Raw genomic sequence first — 19326 nt, forward strand, 5'->3', positions numbered from 1 at the left:
AGCGACGCACGGCCCGCGCTCAGACCGAGCGCGCCAGCCGCTCGCCCGCCTCGATGCGCACCTCCAGCGTGTTCTCCGGCGGCGCCAGCGGGCAGGCGAAGGCCTCGTTGTAGACGCAGAACGGGTGGTACGCGAGGTTGAAATCGAGGGGGAGTTCGTCGGCCTCGGCGAGGTCGCCCTCCACCTCGAACTCCATGTAGCGGCCCGCGCCGTAGGTGGTGTCACCCGTGGTGCCGTCCCGGAACGGGACGAACAGCGTCGTGGTGTCGTCCTCGGCGTCGTCGTGCGGGTCGGCCTGCTCGTAGCCGTACAGTTCGTGCTCCTCGCCGTCGAGGTCGAAGACGAGTTTCGCCACGCGCTCGTACTGCTGGGGCTCGCCCTGCGTCATCTCCAGTTCGATGGTGTCCTCGCCGTCGGCGGGTTCGACCCGCGCCGCCACGCGGAACGAGGGGTCCGGGTCGTAGTAGGTCAGCCCCTCGAACTCCTCGCGGTCGGCCTCCGGGATGGGCGACTGCCGGTGCTCGGCGAAGAACTGGTCCTTCTCGGCGCGGTACTCCTCGAGCTCGCTGGCCCACGCGTCGGCGTCGAAATCGGCGTCGTCGATGCTCATACCGGGGGTTGGGTCGGCGGACGGGTAAACCGTCGGGGCTCGTAGCCGGTCGGACGATGTAGTGTGGAGACGAGGATATACAGTAATATTCCAGTCAAGTATGCTGATCCCATACTAAATAATTTGAGCAAACCCCTCGAGATAAATTCGGCACGTTCATTCAGAATCACCCCGGAATGGAACTCGAGCCCAGCGTCTCCGGCGGCAGCGAGTCACCGACGGCCGCCGAAAACGTATAACCGACGAGGCAGCATAGACCACCTATGAGCATCACCCGTGACGAGGACGTCCTCGGCGGCGAACCCCGCATCGAGGGGACACGCGTCGGAGTTCGCCACATCGCGGCACGGGTGATCGATGGCGGCCAGTCCCCCGCGTACGTCGCCGACCAGCTGGACCTCTCGCTGGCAGTGGTCTACGAGTCACTCTCGTACTACTACGAGCACATCGACGAGATGCGGGAGTTCGAACGGGAGAACAGCGACGCGTTCGAGCGCGTCCGGGAATCGTCGCTGAAACCGAAAGAACCGGTGCAGTGACGGCGGCGCGGCTTCTCCTCGACGAACACGTCGGTCGCGTCTTCGAGCGGCTACTCCACGAGCGGGGGCACGACGTCGACCAGGCCAAGGACCGCTTCGGTGAACACACGAGCGACACCGAACTGCTGGAGTGGTGTGGCGAGCACGGCAGAGTTCTCCTGACGAACAACGCGAAGGATTTCGAGCGCCTGCACCAGGAGCACGACCGCGGGAATACTGCTGTACTACGAACAGAATCTCCCGGACACCGACCCCGAGGGGCTCGCCCGTGCGGTGGATGCGGTCTTCGACCAGTACGGAACAGGAGGTGTCGAGAACCAGCTCGTCGAACTCGACGAGTGGCACGACTGGCTCCAGCAGTAGCACCCGGCACGCCTACTCCGACTCATCTAGCAGCCGTTTCAGCTCGGACAGCTGGTTCAGCGCCTCCAGCGGCGTCGTGTTCCCGAGGTCCACGGCGTCCAGTTCCGCGACCAGCCGCTCGACATCGTGGCCGCCGTCCCCCGTGACGGTGCCGGTTCCACCCGAAACGGGAGCGTTCGTGGACGACCCCCCAGTTCCACCGGAAGCCGACCCTTCGGAGGCACCTGAACCGGCGTCTGCACCCGCAGAGTCGCCGTCATGGGGCTCGCCACCACCCATCTCCCGAGCCAGCAGTTCGTGTGCGCGCTCGACCACCTGTTCGGGCACCCCGGCGGCGTCCGCCACCTCCACGCCGTAGGAGGCGGTCGACGAGCCAGGCTGGAGGTCGTGGCGGAAGACGACCTCGCCGTCGCGCTCGGTCGCGGGGAAGTGACGGTTGACGGCGTCGGGTAACTCGGCCGCCAGCTCGGTCAGGTCGTGGTGGTGGGTCGCGAACAGGACCGTCGCGCCCACCTCGTCGTGGAGGTACTCCGTGACGGCGCGGGCGAGCGCGAAGCCGTCGGCGGTCGAGGTGCCCCGGCCCACCTCGTCCAGCAACACGAGCGAGCGCGGCGTCGCCGCACGGAGGATGTCGGCCACCTCGGTCATCTCCACCATGAACGTCGAGCGCCCGCCCGCGATGTCGTCGCTGGCGCCGACGCGGGTGAACACGCGGTCCACGACGGGCAGGCGGGCCGCCCGCGCGGGCACGAACGACCCCACCTGCGCGAGCACCGAGACGAGCGCGACCTGGCGCATGTACGTCGACTTCCCGCTCATGTTCGGCCCGGTGATGACCGCGACCGTGCCGGGGTCGAGGTCGGTTCCGTTGGGGACGAACCGCTCCTCGGCGCGCTCGACGACGGGGTGGCGTCCGGCCTCGATATCGAAGCGGTCGGCACCGACCTCGGGTCGCGTGTAGCCGTGTTCGGCCGCCACGGTGGCGAGCGCCACGAGCGCGTCGAGGTCGGCCAGCGCCGAGGCGAGCCCCTGGATGCGCTCGGCTTCGGTGCCCACCTCGTCGCGCAACTCGCGGAACAGCTCGTACTCCAGGTCGTCGGCGCGGTCCTCGGCCCGGAGGATCTCGTCCTCGCGCTCCTTCAGGTCGGGCGTGACGAACCGCTCTGCGTTCTTCAGCGTCTGCCGGCGCTGGTACTCGTCGGGCACGGCGTCGAGGTTCGCCTTCGTCACCTCGATGTAGTAGCCGTGGACCTGGTTGTGCCCGACCTTCAGCGAGTCGACGCCGGTCCGCTCGCGCTCGCTCGCTTCGAGGTCGTCGATCCACTGCTTGCCCTCGCGTTCGGTCGCGCGGAGTTCGTCCAGTCGGTCGTCGTACCCCTCCCGGATGACGCCGCCCTCGGTCAGTTCCGGCGGCGGGTCCTCCCGGACGGCAGCGGCGATGGCCTCGCGCACGTCCGCGACGGGGTCGAGGCGCTCGCGGAGGCGGCGCACCGGCTCCGACTCGGCGTCCGCGAGGGCGTTCCGGAGGTCCGGCACCACCGCGAGCGTGTCGTGGAGCGAGCGGAGGTCACGCGCGTTCGCGCGACCCCGGGAGACCCGGGCGACGAGCCGCTCGATGTCGTAGACGTCGGCCAGGCGGTCGTGCAGACGCTCGCGCGTGCGGACATCGGTCAGGAACTCCTCGACGGCGTCCTGCCGGGCCTCGATGCGCTCCGTATCGAGGAGCGGCCGCCGGAGCCAGTCCGTCAGTTCGCGCCGCCCGAGCGCGCAGGCCGTCTCGTCCAGTACGTCCGCCAGCGCGGTGCCGGCCGCGCCGTGGACGTGCCGGGGCTCGAACAGCTCCAGCGAGCGCACCGCGACCGCATCGAGGAGCATGTACTCGCGGGGGTCGTAGCGGGTGAGATGGTTGAGGTAGTCGAGCCGCGGCTCGGGTGGCACCTCCGAGGGGTCCAGCCCGGTCTCGTCCACCTCGCCGTCGTCGACGGCGCCGGCACCCTCCTGGTAGCCGCCGCGCGTGTACTCGGCGTACGCGAGCAGCGCGCCGCACGAGCGGGTCTCGGCCTCGCTCGCGAGCGAGTCGCTCTCCGCGGAGAAGTACGTCCCGACGCGCTCGCGGGCAACCTCGGCGTCGAACGCGACCGGGTCGTAGCGGGTCACCATCGCCTCCGCGGGGAACGCCTCGGCGACGGCCTCGTCGTCGACATCGGGACCGACCACCACCTCGCTGGGCACGAACCGGCCGGCCTCGTCGGCCACCGCGTCCAGCGAGTGCAGGCCGGTCGCGTAGAAGTCGCCCGTCGACACGTCCAGCAGCGCGAGCCCGTACGTGCGCCCGCCGGCGACGCCGTCGCCGGCATCGCCCACGGCCAGCGCCGCGACGAAGTTGTTGTCGGCGCCGCGCAGGAGTTCCGTCTCGGTGAGGGTGCCGGGCGTCACGACGCGCGTCACCGCGCGCTCGACACAGCCCGAGGCCTCCTCGGGGTCCTCGACCTGGTCGGCGACGGCGACGCGGTAGCCCGCATCCAGCAGCGTCTCGATGTAGCTCTCGGCGCTGTCGATGGGGATGCCCGCCATCGGATACCGGCCGGTCGAGTCCTCGCGCTTCGTGAGCGTGATCTCGCAGAGCCGCGCGGTCGTCTCCGCCGCCTCGCAGAACGTCTCGTAGAAGTCGCCCACCTGGAACAGCACGAGCGAGTCCTCGTAGCGGGCACACAGCTCGTAGTACTGGGAGAGCATCGGCGTCAGCTCGTCGGGGTCCATCCCGTCGGGCGCGCCCAGCGCCGGGTCCGCGGGGGCGTCCTCGACATCGTCCCGGGGCGACCCCTCGGCCGCGCCGCCGTCCGGAGCCCCGTCGGGCTCCCCGTCCCGGTCCGTGCCGGCGTCCTCGTCCATGGCCGTCCCGTCCGTGCCCGGCCGGGAAATAGCCGACGGACCGACGGCCGTGCCACACCCGTGCCACCCCGTCTCGTGAGAGGCATAGACACGGTCGTATCGGGGATAAAACCCCGTAGAACTGCCGGCTGAAGCCTTTTGCAACAGGACCGTCATTGGAGGATATGACCGAGCACGACGTGGCCCAGCCGGCCACGGATGGTGGGACTGCGGATGCGGACGCGGACGCGGATACGGACGCGGATGCCGAGGGCGGCACGGCGCCGGAGCCGGCGCCCGCACAGGACCGACGCGAGGACTTCGTCCCCGAGGGGATGCCGCGACCGGGCCCGGACGCGCTGTACGGGGAGAACCCGACGCCGCCGGTGCTGCAGAACGGGCCCGGCTGGGAGGCCGAGCCGCTGCTCGTCTCCGGTACCGACGCGTACGCCGACGGGGAGTACCTCTACCAGGACTACGTCTTCGACGACCACGGCGCCGACGTGACGCCGATGTACGCCGAGCCGCCCGAGGGGGCGAAGGCGGTCGGCGGGGTCTACCAGCAGCCGACGGGCGACTACTACTACCCACGCGATGAGGACCGCTACGCGTACAACGCCGCCGACCTGCTGGAGTTCCGCGCCCGACCGACGGACGAGGGGGTCGCCTACCGCATCACGCTGAACACGATGCGCGCCGAGGACGCCGCAGCGGTCGCCATCGGCATCGACACCTCCGGCGAGGGCGACCCGGACGGGGGCAGAACGGACTGGGGCTACGGCCTCGGCGAGCTGGGCGCCCCGGTCGACCACACGCTCGTGACGTGGGGCACCGGCGCCGAGTTCGACGGCGAGCCGCTCGACGAGGAGCGTCTCGTCGTCGACATGGAACGCAACCAGATCGAGGTGGAGGTTCCGCTGGAGCCGGGCGCGGAGACCTGGCGCCACTACTGCGCCGTCGGGCTCTGGGACCGCGAGCGCGAGGGGTTCAAGCGGGTCAACACGGCCGTCGACGACGAGTACCCCGGCGGCGGCGAGGGTGCCGAGGAGCTCCCCCCCGTGTTCAACGTCGGCTTCCGGTTCGACGAGCCGGTGGCGCGGAACGTGGATGCGGACAACCTGCTCCCGCGGCTGACATCGATGGGCCTGGACCTGCCGGGGACACTGCTGGGGGAGGTACAGGACCCCCAGCGCCTGCTCGGCCGTGTGCAGGGCATCGGCGACGCCATCGGGGACAGCCTGCGGAACCCGCTGAGCGGGAACCCGCTGGACCCGCTCGGGCTGGCCGGTGACCTCACCGATATCGTCGGCGACCTCGACGGCTACCCGCGCGTGTTCGGCCACGGGAACTGGCGCGACACCGCACAGGCGTTCGCGCTCGCCGAGCGCGACATCTCCGAGTTCCACGCCGATATCGACTTCGAGAAGCTCCGCGAGGCGGTGACCGAGCGCGACCTGCCGACCGGCGGCTACCACTCGTTCCTCTACCCCTCGCGCCACGAGTTCGACCACGACGGCGTCGACCCCCACCGGAACGTCTTCTACGGTCGCCTCCAGCCCTACAGCGCCTACATCCCCGAGAGCTACGACCACGACGACCCCGACCCGGCGCCGCTGGCACTCCTGTTGCACTCGCTGGGTTGCTGTTACAACCAGTACGCGACGTTCATGCCCAACTACGTGAAGGGGTTCGCCGAGGAGTACGGCGCCATCGTGATGACCCCGCAGGCCCGCGGTCCGGGGCTGTGGTACCAGCGCCAGGCCGAGCTCGACGTGTTCGAGGCGATGCGGGACCTCCGGGGGCGCTACGAGGTCGATATGGACCGCGTCACGGTGTCGGGCTACTCGATGGGCGGCTACGGTGTTCACCTCCTCACTGGGAAGCACCCGGACGTGTTCGCCCGGGGCTTCTCCATCGTCGGCACACCCTCGGAGGACCCGCTGGAGGGCCCGACCAACAGCATGCTGGAGACGCCCGCGGAGATCATGACGGGCCTGTTCGGCGGCGAGGACGGCGGCGACCTCATCACCGTCTTCGGCGACAAGCCCGAGGACGCACTCCGCCTGACCGACAACCTCCGGCACGTCCCGATGCTGCTGTGGAACGGCGCAGCCGACCCGCTGGTGCCCATCCTCGGCCCGGCGAACTACGCCCGGCGGATGGACGAGTTCGACTATCGGCACCGCATCGACGTGTTCCCCGGCGGGACACACATGATACTCGCGGCGTGTGACGAGTGGAGCGGCGGCCCGGAGTACGTCGCCGAGGGCCACCGCGAGGCCGAACCGAAGCGGGTCACGTACAAGCACGTCCCCGAGTTCGACTACCCCGAGTTCGGCCTGGTCCACGACGGAGCCTACTGGGTGGACGGCATCACCGCCCACGAGGAGTTCTCCAGCGGCCGCGTCGACGCCATCTCGCTGGCCGAGGGCTACGAGGCGCCCCACGTGAAGCATTTCAACTGGACCGGGAGCCAGCCCCAGCCCCACGTCACCCGCGGCGTCGAGTGGGTCGACCCGGACGAGGCGGACGGGGACGGCGAGCGCAACCTCGCCGACGACGACGAGCGCGACGGCCACGAGCGCTACGCGCCCGCCAACGCGCTCAACATCACCTGCTGGGGCGTCGACGAGGTCACCGTCCACATGGAGGGGGCGAAGCTCGACCCCACCGCGGAACTGCGCATCGACTACCGCGCGAGCAACGAGACGACGGTCGTCCTCTCCAGTGCCGAGGGCGAGCGCGAGGTCACGCTTCCCGAGGACCGCGACGGCGCGACCACGACGGTCGACCCCATCGCGTGAGCGGGGGACATCCCGCCCCGACCGGCGCCGATTTATAAACACACCACCAGAAACAAGGAAACAGGTTTACAGTTGCGTACGTAAAGGGACGGCTATGTCCGAGGACCACGGCGACCCGGCCGAGTTGCCGACCACCTCACCGCGGCCGGGGCCGGACGCGCTGTACGGGTCGAACCCGACCCCACCGCCGCTGGAGAACGGCCCCGGCTGGGAGGCCGACCCGCTGCTCGTCTGTGGCGCCGCCGCGTACGACGACGGCGAGTACCTCTACCAGGATTACGTCTTCGACGACCACGGTGCCGACCAGCGGTCCGTGCTGTCGCGGGCGCCGGCCAACACCCAGAGCGCCTACGGGAGCTTCTCGCCGGCCACCGGCGACCTGTTCTACCCCAACGACCACAACCGCTACGCGTTCAACTGCGCGGACCTGCTGGAGTTCCGTGCCCGGGTCGACGCCGACCCGGACGAGGGCGACGAGATCGTCTACCGCTTCACGCTGAACGCGATGGTCGAACCCGACCTGACCGCCGTCGCGGTCGGCATCGACACGACGGCGTCGGGCGGGCCCGTCGCCGGGTCGAGCGACTGGGGGTACGGCCTGGGCGACCTGGGTGCCCCGGCCGACCACGTCCTCGTGACGTGGGGCACGGGTGCCGAGCTGGACGGCGAGCGCCTCGACGACGACCGGGTGAGCGTCGACGTCGAGCGCAACCAGATCGAGGTCCGGGTCCCGCTGGACCCGGGCGTCGAGACCTGGCGCCACTACTGCGTGACCGGGCTGTGGGACCCCGACGGGGAGCAGTTCAAACAGCCCCGCGAGAGCCCGACCGACGACCTGCCCGGCGGCGCCCGGCCCTCCTCGAACCCGCCGCCGGTGTTCAACGTGGGGTTCCGGTTCGACGAGCCGCTCCAGGAGGAGGAGCTCAACCTGCTGGGGCTGAGCCAGGCGTTCCGGAACGTGCTCATCGGTGGGCTCCCCCGGTTCTTGACGGGGACGCTGAGCCGGGTGACGCCCATCCCGGGGCTGGACTCGGCGGTCGACGAGGTGACGGCCGCGCTGGACGGGGAACTCCCCCGGACCATCGGGCGGGGCAACTGGCGCGAGTACGGCCAGGCCCGTGCCCTGGCCGAGCGGGACATCTCCCGGTTCCACACGGACCTGGACTTCGCCAAACTGCGCTCGGGGCTGGACGACAGCCGCGTCCCGAAGACGGGCTACCTGACGCTGCTGTACCCCTCCCGGTACGACTACGGCCGGCAGGGGACCGACCCCTACAACGACGTGTTCTGGGGTCGACTCCAGCCGTACGGCGCGTACGTCCCGCCCGAGCACGACCCCGAGGAGCCCTCGCCGATGACGCTGATGCTCCACTCGCTGGGCTGTAACTACAACGAGTACAGCGTCTTCATGCCCGGGCTCGTCGAGAGCATCGCGAACGAACAGGACGGCATCGTCCTGATGCCCCAGGCCCGCGGCCCGGGGCGCTGGTACCGCAAGGAGGGCGAGGTCGACGTGTTCGAGGCGTGGCGCGACCTCGAGACGCGCTACGAGATCGACCGCGACCAGGTGACGGTGTCGGGCTACTCGATGGGCGGGTTCGGCACGCAGATCCTCTCCGCGAAGTACCCCGACCTGTTCGCCCGTGGCTTCTCGGTCGTGGCACCACCCTCGGAGGACCCCATCGAGGGGCCGACATCCGGCCTGCTCCGGTCGCCGCCGCTGCTGACCCAGCGCCTGCTCGGCGGCCGCGGCGGCGGGGAGTTCCTCACCCTCTTCACCACCCACCAGGAGAACGCGATGGAGCTCTCGGACAACCTCCGGCATATCCCGATGCTGCTGTGGAACGGCGGCATCGACGAACTGGTGCCGGTGCTGGGGCCCATCAACTACAGCCGGAAGCTCAAGGAGCACGGCTACCGCCACCAGCTCGACATCTTCCCGGCGGCGGGCCACCTGATGCTCGCGGTCCGGGACCAGTGGAACCGGGGCCCCGAGTTCCTCGCCCGTGGCGAGGTCAAGCGCGGCCCGACACGGGTCACCTACCGGCGCGACCCCGAGTTCGACGAGCCCGCGCTCGGGCTCGCCCACGACAAGGCCTACTGGGTGAGCGACATCCGTGTCCGCGATCAGGACGAGGGGGGACTCGTCGATGCCCACTCGCTGGCCGAGGGGTACGACAAGGCGGTCTCCGAGAACTTCCGCGAAACCGGAAGCGACCCGCAGACCCGCATCACGAAGGGCACCAAGTGGGTCGACTTCGAGCACGTCCACGACGAGGCCAACGAACTCCACGTCAAGCTGGAGAACGTCGACGCCGTCACGCTGTGGATCGAGGAGGCCGGGCTCGAACCGGACGAGGACCTCACGCTCATCGTCCGGAGCGACGGGCTCGCCGAGCTGATGCTCGCGGGCACGTTCGGCCGCGAGACCGTCGAGGTCATCGAGGGCGACACCACCATCGACCTCGGCCCGCTCGTGAACCCCCACCCCGACGACGCCGGCGCGGCCGGGCAACCGGGCGAAGCCGACTAACCCCCGAACCCGAGCTGGTACTCCTTCCTCGATTGAGGGCGGTAGCTCGGTGGTCCCGTCCAACGTCGGTGGGGCGGTTCCCGGCATCCGGGACCCACCCCTACACTTTCGGCCCCGGCAATCGGTAGTCCGGCCATGTACGACACCATCCTGATCCCGACCGACGGGAGCGAACCCGCGACAGCCGCACTGGACCACGCCGCCGAACTGGCGGCCGACCACGACGCGGTGGTCCACCTGCTGTACGTCACGGAATCGCCAGCCATCGCGCCGACGCCGACCGCCGGGGACGTGCTGGACGAACTGGAGCGGCACGGCGAGGAGGTCGTCGACGAGGCCGCCGAGCGGCTGCGGAACCTGCGGGTCCACACCGCCGTCGCCCGCGGGTCGCCACACCGGGCCATCCTCGACTACACGAAGCGGAACGACATCGACCTCGTCGTGATGGGGACCCACGGCCGGACGGGCCTCTCGCACGCGCTGCTGGGGAGCGTCGCCGAGCGCGTGGTTCGGCTCTCGCCGGTGCCGGTGCTGACGGTTCGACATGGCGACGCCGCAGCCGACGAGAACGCGGAGTGACCTGCCCTCGTAGGGTCGTCCCGGCGCACGCGCACGTCTCCATCGGCCGACCCAGCGCAACCCGCTGGCGCCCGATGTCGGGGAACCGCTCCATATCGATGGGTCGCCGGTGACCGGCGGTCAGTCACACCTGAACGTCTCGAGGTTGCGCGGCTGGTAGGTCGCCATCCCGAACTCCTCGTACAGTGCCGAGGAGAACTGGTTGGTCGCCGTCTCGTCGCCGTGGACACAGAGGACCCGCTCCGGGCGGTCGGACATCGTCCGGACGTAGTTCTCCAGTCCCTGCCGGTCGGCGTGGCCCGAGAACCCGCTGACATCCTCGACCCGCAGTTCGAGGGTGACCCGTGACTCGCCGCCGTCGTAGCGGGGGAGTCGCACGTCGCGTCGGCCCAGCTGGATGCGCCGCCCCATCGTGCCCTCGGCCTGGTAGCCGACGAAGACGAGGGTGTTGGCCGGGTCCGTGCCGAGCAGGTCGAGCCAGGAGAAGATGGGGCCGCCGGTCACCATCCCGGAGGTCGAGAGGACGATGGCGGGCTCGCCGTCGGCGATCTCCTGGCGCTGGTCCGACCCGCCGTCGACGTGCTGGAACTGGTCGGCCAGGAACGGGTTCTCGTCCTCGTAGAGGATGCGCTCGCGGAGCCCGTCACGCAGGTACTCCGGGTAGGCGGTGTGGATGGCGGTCGCCTCCCGGATCATCCCGTCGAGGTAGACCGGCACCGTCGGCAGGTCGCCGCTCCGCATCGCGTCGGCCAGCACCAGCAGCATCTCCTGGGAGCGCCCGACCGCGAACGCCGGGATGACGACCTTGCCGTCGCCCTCGAGCGTCTCGCCGATGACATCGACCAGCTTCCGCTCGGCGTCCTCCTGGTCGGTGGAGTAGTCGCCCCGGCGACCGTAGGTCGACTCCATGACGAGCGTCTCCGAGCGGGGGAAGTCGTTGTCGGCGCCGTTGAACAGCCGGGTGTCCGTGTAGTGGATGTCGCCGGAGAAGACGACGTTGTGGAAGCCGTCGCCGACGTGGAAGTGTGCCGACGCGCTCCCGAGGATGTGGCCGGCGTTGTGCAGCGTGAGCTTCACGTCCGGCGCGATGTCGGTCACGTTGCCGTACTCGACGGGGATGGTCCGCTTGAGCGCCTCCCGGACCATCATCGAGTCGTACGGCGGCGAGCGGCCCTGTTTGGAGGCGACATCCAGGTAGTCGAGCTGGAGCAGCCCCATCAGGTCGCGCGTCGGCTCGGTGAGGTAGATCGGCCCGTCGTAGCCGTACTTGAAGAGGATCGGCAGGAGCGCCGAGTGGTCCAGATGGGCGTGGGTCAGCACGACCGCGTCGATATCGGTCAGCGGCATCGCCTCCGGCGCCTGGAGGTAGGGGACCTCGCCCTCGGCGCCGGGCTTGTCGCCACAGTCGATCAGGACGCGTGTGTTGGCCGTACTGAGGACGAAACTGGCCCGCCCGACCTCCCGGCAGCAGCCCAGCGTCGAGATGCGGACCCACTCCGGGTCCGACGAGCCGGTGTGGATGTTCTCGCCGACGCGCTGGAGGAACTCGCGGCGGTCGGCCCGCTCACGGGTGAGGTAGTTCCGGACGTTCGCGACGGTATCGGACTCCATCGGGGGGGTCCGGACGACCTCGACGGTCCAGCCAGCCTCGGAGGCGATCTGGCGTTTGGTCTCGCCCCCACGGCCGATGACCAGCCCCGGCTTCTCGGCCTCGATCAGCACCTCGCCGGTCTCGGGATGGAACTCGATGTCGCGAAGCCCCGCCTCCTCGGGGAGGGCGTTCCGGATGATGGTCTCGGCCTCGCTTCGGGTGCTGCGGGCGTCCGCCGTCGGCCGGACGGTCAGGCGTTTCTGGAGGGTGCTGGCCAGTCGACCGACGAGCCGGTCGTCCCTGGCGAACACGTCCGGCGTACTGGTGTAGACGACCAGCTCCGGACCTTCGAACCGGATGTCGTCGAGGTCTGCGTCCGCGGGGAGCTCCTCGCGTAACTGCGTACGGTACTCACTGAGGGTTCCTTCGTGCATGGATAGGTGCGCCGTGCGAGGCCGCCAACCGGAGAAACGACGCCCTCGAGCCGGGCGATACTGGCCTCTCCGCGGTCCCGCAGTATAACACTTTTGAGACGCATGGTGGCTCCGGTGTGTCTCAGGCCCGCCCCGGGACCGAACAGTCCCGTCCCGAGATTCGAACAGGCCGACCCCCGGCGTTGCCGAACGGCTGGGGAGCAGCGGACCACGGGGAGCGACGGATTCCGAGGGGTTGACACCGGGCGGGCGCCAGCGCCGGCGTATGCACGACGACGACCCGCCATCGGCCATCGTGGTCGGTGCCTCCTCGGGAATCGGGGAGGCGCTGGCCCGCGAGTTCGCCGACCACGGCTACGAGGTCGGCCTGACAGCCCGCCGACGCGAGAAGCTCGAACTCATCGGGAACCAGCTCGACACCCAGGCCTACGTCGCGAAGATGGACGTGACCGACCTCGCGGACGCCCGCGAGGGGTTCTTCGAGGTCGCCGACGCGATGGGTGACGTGGACGTGGTCGTGCTCTGTGCCGGCGTCGGCCAGGAGAACCGCGACCTCGACTGGGAGACCGAACGCGAGACCATCGACGTGAACGTCCGCGGGTTCACGGCGCTCGCGACGGCCGCGATGGACCGCTTCGAGCAGCAGGGCCACGGCCACCTCGTCGGCATCTCCTCGGTCGCGGCGCACATGGCTAACGGCGCCGTCCCCGCGTACCCGGCGTCGAAGGCGTTCGTCTCGAACTACTGCGACGGACTCCGGTACCGGGGCCGGAACCTGGACGCCGACGTGGACGTGACGACAATCGAACCCGGCTTCGTCGACACGGAGATGGCCGGGGGGACGTTCTGGATGTGCTCGCCCGAGACCGCCGCTGCGCAGATATATCGGGCGGTCCGGCGGGGGAAGCGCCACGCGTACGTCACCCGGCGCTGGTGGCTGGTCGCGGGCGTCATCGGGCTCATGCCGGACGTGCTGAAGCGGCGGCTGTTCTCGTAGCGGCGCCGGCCGGGGGCGCGGGGACTGGTGGACCAGCTCCGGGGCCGCATCAACCGTCCGACGGACGGTCGACACCCCAGGTATCGCGGGCGGCAGACAGCGACTCGCCGGCGGTCTCGCCACGGTACCCGAGGAGATCGTCGTACCCGGTCTCGGACATGAGGATCGGGACGAACGGCTCGTCGGCCACGTACTCTTCAGTGGCACTCTGGGCGACGGTACTCCCCTCGGAGACTCGTTCGAAGTTCTCCACGAGTAGCTCGTAGTCGGGGCCGGACGGTTGCGAGACCGCGTCGGTCACCGTGTAGTAGGTCGAGTCGCCACCAGTCGGCTCCTCGGGGAGCACGTCGACCAGCCGGAGGAACGCCTCGACGATCCCGGTGGCGTTCTCCGTGGCCTCCTCGGTGAGCTGTCGCCCCGCCTCGATGCTGATGACGGGGGCAGCGGTCGGGAGCGACCCCTCGATACAGGGCGTCGGATCGACGATGTGCGGTATCGGAAGGCGTGCGGCCAGCTCCTGGACGGGGGGATACGACCGTGAGACGAAGGCGATGGGGTCGTCGAAGGAGTGGGTCGAATGGATCGAGAGCACCGGACCACAGTCGTCGATCTCCGCGAGGAGCGCGGCCGCGAGCCGGCGTTCACGGGCCCCACTGTCGGGATCTCCGGGGAACACCCGGTTCATGTCGGCATCGAGGTAGCGACGGTGGCTGGCCACTGCGGGCGGGTTCGCCACCACGAGTTTCACCGGGCGCTGGAGGTCGGGGTTGGACTCGATCACCTGCCGCACGGCGCGAACACCGCTCGGCTCGTCACCGTGGACGCCACCCACGATGGCCACGTCGGCATCGTCGCCGGGACCGAGCACCGTCGTGGCCGGAGTGACATCTTCTCCGAACACACACGGCCGTCCGGGAGCGAGCGGAAAGACTGACACGGTCCGGCCCAGTGTGCCCACGCTCGCTGGACTCCCGCGTGGCGAACCCATGAATATCCGACAGGAACGGAGCCGCGGGGCGCGCTACTCGGCGTTCTCGTTCCGGTTGTTCTGGTCGTTGCTGTTCTCCTCACCCTGCTCGGAGCGCTCGTCACCGGGGGCCTCGCCCTCGTTGTCGAACTCGCCGTCCTCCGGGCCGAGCTGGCCGGGCGCGTCGGCCTGCGAGGAGCCCAGGTCGAAGTCACACGTCTCCGGGGACGGGGAGGTGGTGAAGTCACAGTCGAAGCCGACGAGCAGTTCCTCGCCGCCGCCCGAGACGATGAACTCGTCGCCGCCGCCGAAGCGGATGTCGTCGTCGTCCGCGTAGTTGTCACCGACGTACTCGACGCCGAGCGGGCCCAGCGTCAGGGAGCCGCCCTTGTCACACTGGTGATGGCTGGGCTGGCCGACACAGTCGACCGCGCCGTCGCTCGCGCCCGGACCGGAGCCGCCCTGGTAGGCGACACCGACCGTCGAGTTGATGCCCTCGCTCTGGAAGAGGCCGACATCGAGGTCGGCGGTACCCGGTGCCTCACCGCCGGGGGCCGGGAGGGTCGGCGCGCCGCCGGAGCCGCCGTCACCGCCGGAATCGTCCTCCTCGCCGCTCTCGCCGAGCGGCCCGGGCGCGTCGCCCTGCGAGGACGTGGCGTTGACCGCGCAGTCGTCGGCCGACGGCGACGTGCTGAGGTCGCAGTCGAACTCGACGGTGGCCTGTTCGCCCTGGCCCGCGACGGTGACCTCGTCGCCGCCGCCGAAGCGCGTGTCGTCGTCGTCGCTGTAGGTGTCGCCGGTGTAGGTGACCGAGCCGGCCTCGCTGTTCAGCTCACCGCCCTTGTCGCACTCGTGGTGTGTGGGCTGGCCCTCGCAGTCGAGCAGGCCGGAGCCGCCGTTGCCGGCCTCGCCACCCGAGGCCGACAGGTCGATGGTCGAGTTGATGCCGTCACCGGTGGCGATGCCGATGTCGTCGTCAGCGGCCGCGGGCGCCGCGACCAGCGCCAGCGCGGCGACGAGGACCGCCGCCACCGTCAGGGTCGTTCGTGCGTCGAGTCGCATTCGTACCCGTACTCTATCCTCCCCCCGGTTGGCGGTTGTCCCGTCCCTGGACGGTCATTGAAGTACTCGCGGCCACCAGGGGCTGCTGCTCTCCCGACCGAACCGATGCCGACCGGAACTACCGGACACTCACTCGCGGACGTGCAACCGACCGGCGTGCCACTCCCAGGCGACCTCCAGCAGCAGCCAAGTCCCGAACCAGGCGGCGAACACGACCAGAACGAGCATCGTCGACCCGAGGAGCCCCAGCGCCGTGGTCACCGCCACGAGCGACGAGTAGAGCAGGACGACCGCGACGGCGGTCACGACGAGTGCGGCCATGCCGCAGGAGCAGTGCTCGACGGTGCCGACGGTACGGGTCTGCTCAGGAACCGCCCCGGAACTGTTCGATCGCGACCGTCCGCCTGTGCCGTGCATACATATCACACTCCGACTAGCCCTCGAGGGGCGAGTACCTTCAATATTTGCCCCTACCCAGTGACCAAGCGGCGGTAATCGAGCGGGGCGCGAACGCCGACGACGGGCGGCCGTCCGGGCTCTCGCTCAGGTCGGGGATTCCGCGGAGAACGGCTCCGCCGACGCCATGGACGGCGGCTCCGGGGCCCGCTGTAACGGGACACCGAACGTCGTCCCCTCCGGACCGGTCTCGACGAGGTCGATGTCGCCGTCGTAGTGTTCACAGAGCTGGCTCACCAGGTAGAGGCCGAACCCGTGGTCCGTCGGCCCCGCGTCCGGGCGTTCGAACAGCGTCTCCCGGGCCGTGTCGTCGATGCCCGGGCCGTCGTCCGAGACGAGGACCTCGACCTCGTCCTCCCCGATGTGGCTCTCGACCCGGACCCGTGGGCTCTCGTTGTCGTTGTGCTCGACGGCGTTGGCGAGGAGGTTCCCGAAGACCCGCGGCAGCATCTCGTTGCCGTAGACGAACACATCGCTGGGAACATCGAGCGAGATATCGGCGTCCGGATGGGTGTCGCGGAGCTTCCGGACCTCCTCCTCCAGCGCCCGACGCAGGTCGACGGGCTCGAGCTCCTGGTCGCCCTGGATGACACCGACCAGCCGCCGAACGTCGGAGATGACCGCGGAGATGTCCTGGCTGTGGCGGACGATGGGCCGGACGTGGGTCTCTTCGAGTTCCTCGTCGTCGAGCTTCTGTTCGAGGAGCAGGCTGTGGCCCTCGATGACGTTCATCCCGTTCAGTACCTCGTGGCGGAGCAGGCTGTTCAGGTAGTCCAGCGTCTCGCGCTGGGTCTCAATCTGCTCGGCCTGAAGTCGGGCCCGTTCCGCGTCGAGGGCGTTCAGCACCGCCCGCATCTCGATGTATCCGACCAGCATCCCGACACCCCCGCCGAGCGCGATACCCCACCGCAGCCACCCGATGACGTACCAGATGCTCAGGTCCTCGGTCAGGAGGATGAGCGAGCCGTTGATACAGAGCGACACCACCACGCTGGAGAGGACCCACAGCAGGACCCGCGAGTGGTCGACCGAGGCGTACCGCGCACGTCTGAGCTTGAGCCCGCCCCAGAAGATGGCGGCGATGAACGGTATCGAGGAGACGACACCGATGAGATACTCGCCGCTGAGGACCAGCGTCGTCTGCCGGACGGTCACGAACCCGAGCACCCTGAGCAGCGTCTCGGCGGTCAACACCAGCACCAGCACCACGCCGATGGCGAGAACGTACCAGGAGACCCGCGAGGTATCGGAGTCGGTGGCGCTGGCGTGTTCCATACCCCGGAGGTCGATACTCCAGCCTTATCAAGCCAACCACCAGACCCAGCGTTCGAGGGCCGTACAGGCCCCCAGACTGCTGAATAGATGGTCAGCCGAGCGTGCGAGTCCCGTTCCAGGTCCCGAACACCGGTTACCACCGGACGCAAAAGTATTTGTTATATGAAGTTTTCAAATAGATTACCAAACATGAGTCCGAACCGATTCGACCAGGATGCTTCGTGGAACCGCCGTCGAGTCCTCCGGACGATGGGGCTGGCCGCCGGTGCGGCCGCCCTCGCGGGCTGCAGCGGTATCAGCAACCGCGAGTTCGTCGCCGGCAACGTGGTGCTGCCGGGCGCGGCCCAGCGTGAGTTCGGCTTCTCCCCGGTCGCGGAGGGCCAGTCCCAGCGCCGGGAGTTCAGCCGCTCCGTGGCCGGCCAGGACCTCAACGTCACCATCGAGAGCTTCACCTCCGTCTACGCCGAGGGGGGCGAACCCGGGGATGCGAGGGAGCAACCGCTCCTGTTCCGCTTCGGCGGCGACCGCCCCTTCGGCGCGTCGAACGGCCGCCTCCGGGCCGCCCCGGCGGACGCGTTCGACATCAGTGGCGGCTCGCTCCCCTTCCTCCGGAGCGCCCTCGTGGACCCGCGTGGCATCGTCCTGTTCGCCCCCGAGGTCGACGGAGCGGGGCCGACCGCCGACGAGGTGCTGGCGGTCGCACACCGCTCGGCGTTCGACCGCGGCCGCGGGCCGTTCGTCGCCGGCGACGCCGGCGTCCTGTTCCCGGAGACGGTCTTCTTCCCCGAGACGGTGTTCGACACCTCGCCGGAGTGGCTCGGCGAGGGACTGGCCGCGGCCGGGAGCGGCGAGGGCAGCGTCGCCTTCTTCGGCGGCAAGCAGGACGGGGAGAACGACGGCCCCGCGGCGGGCAGCAGGTTCGAGGCGGGCGCGGAACTCGACGCGGAGTTCGTCGCCGCGCCGGCGGCCGCCTTCTTCGGCCCGGGGCTCGCGGTCATCGACCGGGCGGGACTGCGGGACTTCCTCGGCACGCCGGTGACCGGTGCGGAGGCTATCGTCGGCGAGAACGGCATCGTCGGCGAGAACGGCATCGTCGGCGAACACGGCGTGGTGCTGTTCTCCGACCGCGAGCAGGGGGTCCCCTTCGGCTACCTCGGTGGGGATGTCCTGTTCCCGGATTCGATCTTCTTCCCGGACACCCTCTTCGAGGAGGGGCGGGTCGTCGCCGCACCGCTGGGCGCGCTGTTCCCGGATTCGGCGTTCTTCCCGGACGGGTATTTCGTCCCCGACTCGACCTTCTCGCCGGACGCACTGGGGCTGTTCGTCGCCACGGAGCCGCTCGAGGACGTGCCGGAACCCTTCCGACTCGTCGAGGCCGGCGCGGAGATCGAGACGACCGGCAGCCTGCTGTTCTTCCCGGTCGGCCCCGACGGCGCCGGCACCGACCCCGAGGCGTTCCCGGACACCCTCTTCTTCCCCGATTCCACCTTCTTCCCGGACGGGTATTTCTTCCCGGACACCCTCTTCTTCCCGGACACCCTCTTCTTCCCCGATTCCGCCTTCGCGACGGTGTCGCCGAACGCCGCCCCGATGACTGGCAGCGGCCTCAGGTCGTTCCCCGACACCCTCTTCTTCCCCGACTCGGTCTTCTCGCCCACGGAGATGCTTCATCTCCCGGGAAGCGTCGGCTTCCCGGACTCCACCTTCGCCGAGGCGGGGGCGACGACCAGCTACGAGGTCCGGTCGGGCTCGATGGACGACGTCACGACCGGGGAACTGGGCGGAGACCGACTCTCCGTCGGCGTCCTGAGCACGCCGAGAGCGTCGGTCGGCGGGCAGTCGCTGAACCCGCTGGCGGGACTGTCGCTGGCGGACGTGCTGACCGCCCAGCAGGCCGAGTCGTTCCTCGAATCGGCCGGTGTCGGCACCGACCAGGGGGTGAACTGGCTGCGCGGCCCCACCCTGATCGAGCGGTCGGAGGCGGTCATCCTGGGCACTCCGACGGAGATGGAGACGTACGGCGGGGTGCTGGCCGGATCGGAGCCGAACGCCACCTACGTCCACCTCGCGCGGGTCGAGAGCGGCAACAGCGTCGCCATCGTGGCCGGGGTCCACGGGTTCGGGGTCACGGACCCGAACCGGCCGCTCGTCGGCCCGGACGGCTACCTCACCGAGTCGCAGCTCGACGACCGGCGCGACACGGTCGCCGCGGTCGACGCCGCGCTCGTCGTCGGCTGAGCCGAGT

The 19326-nt window shown here is 69.7% G+C and carries 13 protein-coding genes and 1 pseudogene; 7 read left to right on the top strand and 7 right to left on the bottom strand.

Features of this window, described 5'->3' with window-relative positions; translation table 11 throughout:
• Window positions 1–19: 19 nt before the first annotated feature.
• Window positions 20–610, bottom strand: coding sequence for a DUF1684 domain-containing protein (locus NL114_RS07210; protein WP_254824114.1), 591 nt, complete (start codon window positions 608–610; stop codon window positions 20–22).
• 263 nt (window positions 611–873) lie between these two features.
• Between NL114_RS07210 and NL114_RS07215 the strand changes: the two genes are divergently transcribed.
• A complete protein-coding gene (locus NL114_RS07215) occupies window positions 874–1149 on the top strand; it encodes a DUF433 domain-containing protein (protein WP_254824115.1) in 276 nt (91 codons plus the stop codon).
• Window positions 1146–1292: pseudogene (locus NL114_RS07220) on the top strand (DUF5615 family PIN-like protein); the annotation flags it as partial. The gene NL114_RS07215 and the pseudogene NL114_RS07220, both read left to right, overlap by 4 nt.
• A gap of 232 nt (window positions 1293–1524) precedes the next feature.
• On the opposite strand, the gene mutS reads toward NL114_RS07220, so the two are convergent.
• Window positions 1525–4272 carry a DNA mismatch repair protein MutS gene (gene mutS, locus NL114_RS07225; protein WP_254824689.1) on the bottom strand — a complete coding sequence of 916 codons (2748 nt, stop codon included), beginning with the start codon at window positions 4270–4272 and terminating at the stop codon, window positions 1525–1527.
• Between the two features lie 296 nt (window positions 4273–4568).
• Between mutS and NL114_RS07230 the strand changes: the two genes are divergently transcribed.
• From NL114_RS07230 to NL114_RS07240, 3 genes are all read left to right on the top strand, one after another.
• On the top strand, window positions 4569–7187 hold the full coding sequence (locus NL114_RS07230) for a prolyl oligopeptidase family serine peptidase (protein WP_254824116.1): 2619 nt from the start codon (window positions 4569–4571) through the stop codon (window positions 7185–7187).
• Between the two features lie 94 nt (window positions 7188–7281).
• Window positions 7282–9720, top strand: a complete 2439-nt coding sequence (locus NL114_RS07235) for a PHB depolymerase family esterase (protein WP_254824117.1) — start codon at window positions 7282–7284, stop codon at window positions 9718–9720.
• Window positions 9721–9855: 135 nt separating this feature from the next.
• Window positions 9856–10299 carry a universal stress protein gene (locus NL114_RS07240; protein WP_254824118.1) on the top strand — a complete coding sequence of 148 codons (444 nt, stop codon included), beginning with the start codon at window positions 9856–9858 and terminating at the stop codon, window positions 10297–10299.
• A gap of 120 nt (window positions 10300–10419) precedes the next feature.
• On the opposite strand, the gene NL114_RS07245 is transcribed toward NL114_RS07240, so the two are convergent.
• Window positions 10420–12324, bottom strand: a complete 1905-nt coding sequence (locus NL114_RS07245; protein ID WP_254824119.1) for a beta-CASP ribonuclease aCPSF1 — start codon at window positions 12322–12324, stop codon at window positions 10420–10422.
• A gap of 265 nt (window positions 12325–12589) precedes the next feature.
• On the opposite strand from NL114_RS07245, the gene NL114_RS07250 reads away from it, so the two are divergent.
• Window positions 12590–13321 (top strand): SDR family NAD(P)-dependent oxidoreductase, encoded by a 732-nt coding sequence (locus NL114_RS07250; protein ID WP_254824120.1) that lies wholly within the window; start codon window positions 12590–12592, stop codon window positions 13319–13321.
• A 49-nt stretch (window positions 13322–13370) separates the two neighbouring features.
• Here NL114_RS07250 and NL114_RS07255 read toward each other — a convergent pair whose 3' ends face one another.
• The 4 genes from NL114_RS07255 to NL114_RS07270 form a co-directional block, all read right to left on the bottom strand.
• Window positions 13371–14222, bottom strand: coding sequence for a M14 family metallopeptidase (locus tag NL114_RS07255; protein WP_254824121.1), 852 nt, complete (start codon window positions 14220–14222; stop codon window positions 13371–13373).
• A gap of 120 nt (window positions 14223–14342) precedes the next feature.
• Entirely contained in the window at window positions 14343–15350 is a 1008-nt protein-coding gene (locus tag NL114_RS07260) for a hypothetical protein (protein ID WP_254824122.1), read from the bottom strand.
• 129 nt (window positions 15351–15479) lie between these two features.
• On the bottom strand, window positions 15480–15767 hold the full coding sequence (locus tag NL114_RS07265) for a hypothetical protein (RefSeq protein WP_254824123.1): 288 nt from the start codon (window positions 15765–15767) through the stop codon (window positions 15480–15482).
• A 126-nt stretch (window positions 15768–15893) separates the two neighbouring features.
• A complete protein-coding gene (locus tag NL114_RS07270) occupies window positions 15894–17081 on the bottom strand; it encodes a sensor histidine kinase (protein ID WP_254824124.1) in 1188 nt (395 codons plus the stop codon).
• 189 nt (window positions 17082–17270) lie between these two features.
• Between NL114_RS07270 and NL114_RS07275 the strand changes: the two genes are divergently transcribed.
• Complete coding sequence (locus NL114_RS07275; RefSeq protein ID WP_254824125.1) at window positions 17271–19319, top strand: DUF6517 family protein; 2049 nt, start codon at window positions 17271–17273, stop codon at window positions 19317–19319.
• Window positions 19320–19326 lie beyond the last annotated feature (7 nt).

It is taken from the genome of Haloglomus halophilum, from assembly GCF_024298885.1.
Taxonomy (GTDB): domain Archaea; phylum Halobacteriota; class Halobacteria; order Halobacteriales; family Haloarculaceae; genus Haloglomus; species Haloglomus halophilum.

Bases quoted from the DNA above. Each gene is read 5' to 3' on its own strand.
- NL114_RS07210 (WP_254824114.1), bottom strand. From the start codon at position 610: ATGAGCATCGACGACGCCGATTTCGACGCCGACGCGTGGGCCAGCGAG.
- NL114_RS07215 (WP_254824115.1), top strand. From the start codon at position 874: ATGAGCATCACCCGTGACGAGGACGTCCTCGGCGGCGAACCCCGCATC.
- mutS (WP_254824689.1), bottom strand. From the start codon at position 4,272: ATGGACCCCGACGAGCTGACGCCGATGCTCTCCCAGTACTACGAGCTG.
- NL114_RS07230 (WP_254824116.1), top strand. From the start codon at position 4,569: ATGACCGAGCACGACGTGGCCCAGCCGGCCACGGATGGTGGGACTGCG.
- NL114_RS07235 (WP_254824117.1), top strand. From the start codon at position 7,282: ATGTCCGAGGACCACGGCGACCCGGCCGAGTTGCCGACCACCTCACCG.
- NL114_RS07240 (WP_254824118.1), top strand. From the start codon at position 9,856: ATGTACGACACCATCCTGATCCCGACCGACGGGAGCGAACCCGCGACA.
- NL114_RS07245 (WP_254824119.1), bottom strand. From the start codon at position 12,324: ATGCACGAAGGAACCCTCAGTGAGTACCGTACGCAGTTACGCGAGGAG.
- NL114_RS07250 (WP_254824120.1), top strand. From the start codon at position 12,590: ATGCACGACGACGACCCGCCATCGGCCATCGTGGTCGGTGCCTCCTCG.
- NL114_RS07260 (WP_254824122.1), bottom strand. From the start codon at position 15,350: ATGCGACTCGACGCACGAACGACCCTGACGGTGGCGGCGGTCCTCGTC.
- NL114_RS07265 (WP_254824123.1), bottom strand. From the start codon at position 15,767: ATGCACGGCACAGGCGGACGGTCGCGATCGAACAGTTCCGGGGCGGTT.
- NL114_RS07270 (WP_254824124.1), bottom strand. From the start codon at position 17,081: ATGGAACACGCCAGCGCCACCGACTCCGATACCTCGCGGGTCTCCTGG.
- NL114_RS07275 (WP_254824125.1), top strand. From the start codon at position 17,271: ATGAGTCCGAACCGATTCGACCAGGATGCTTCGTGGAACCGCCGTCGA.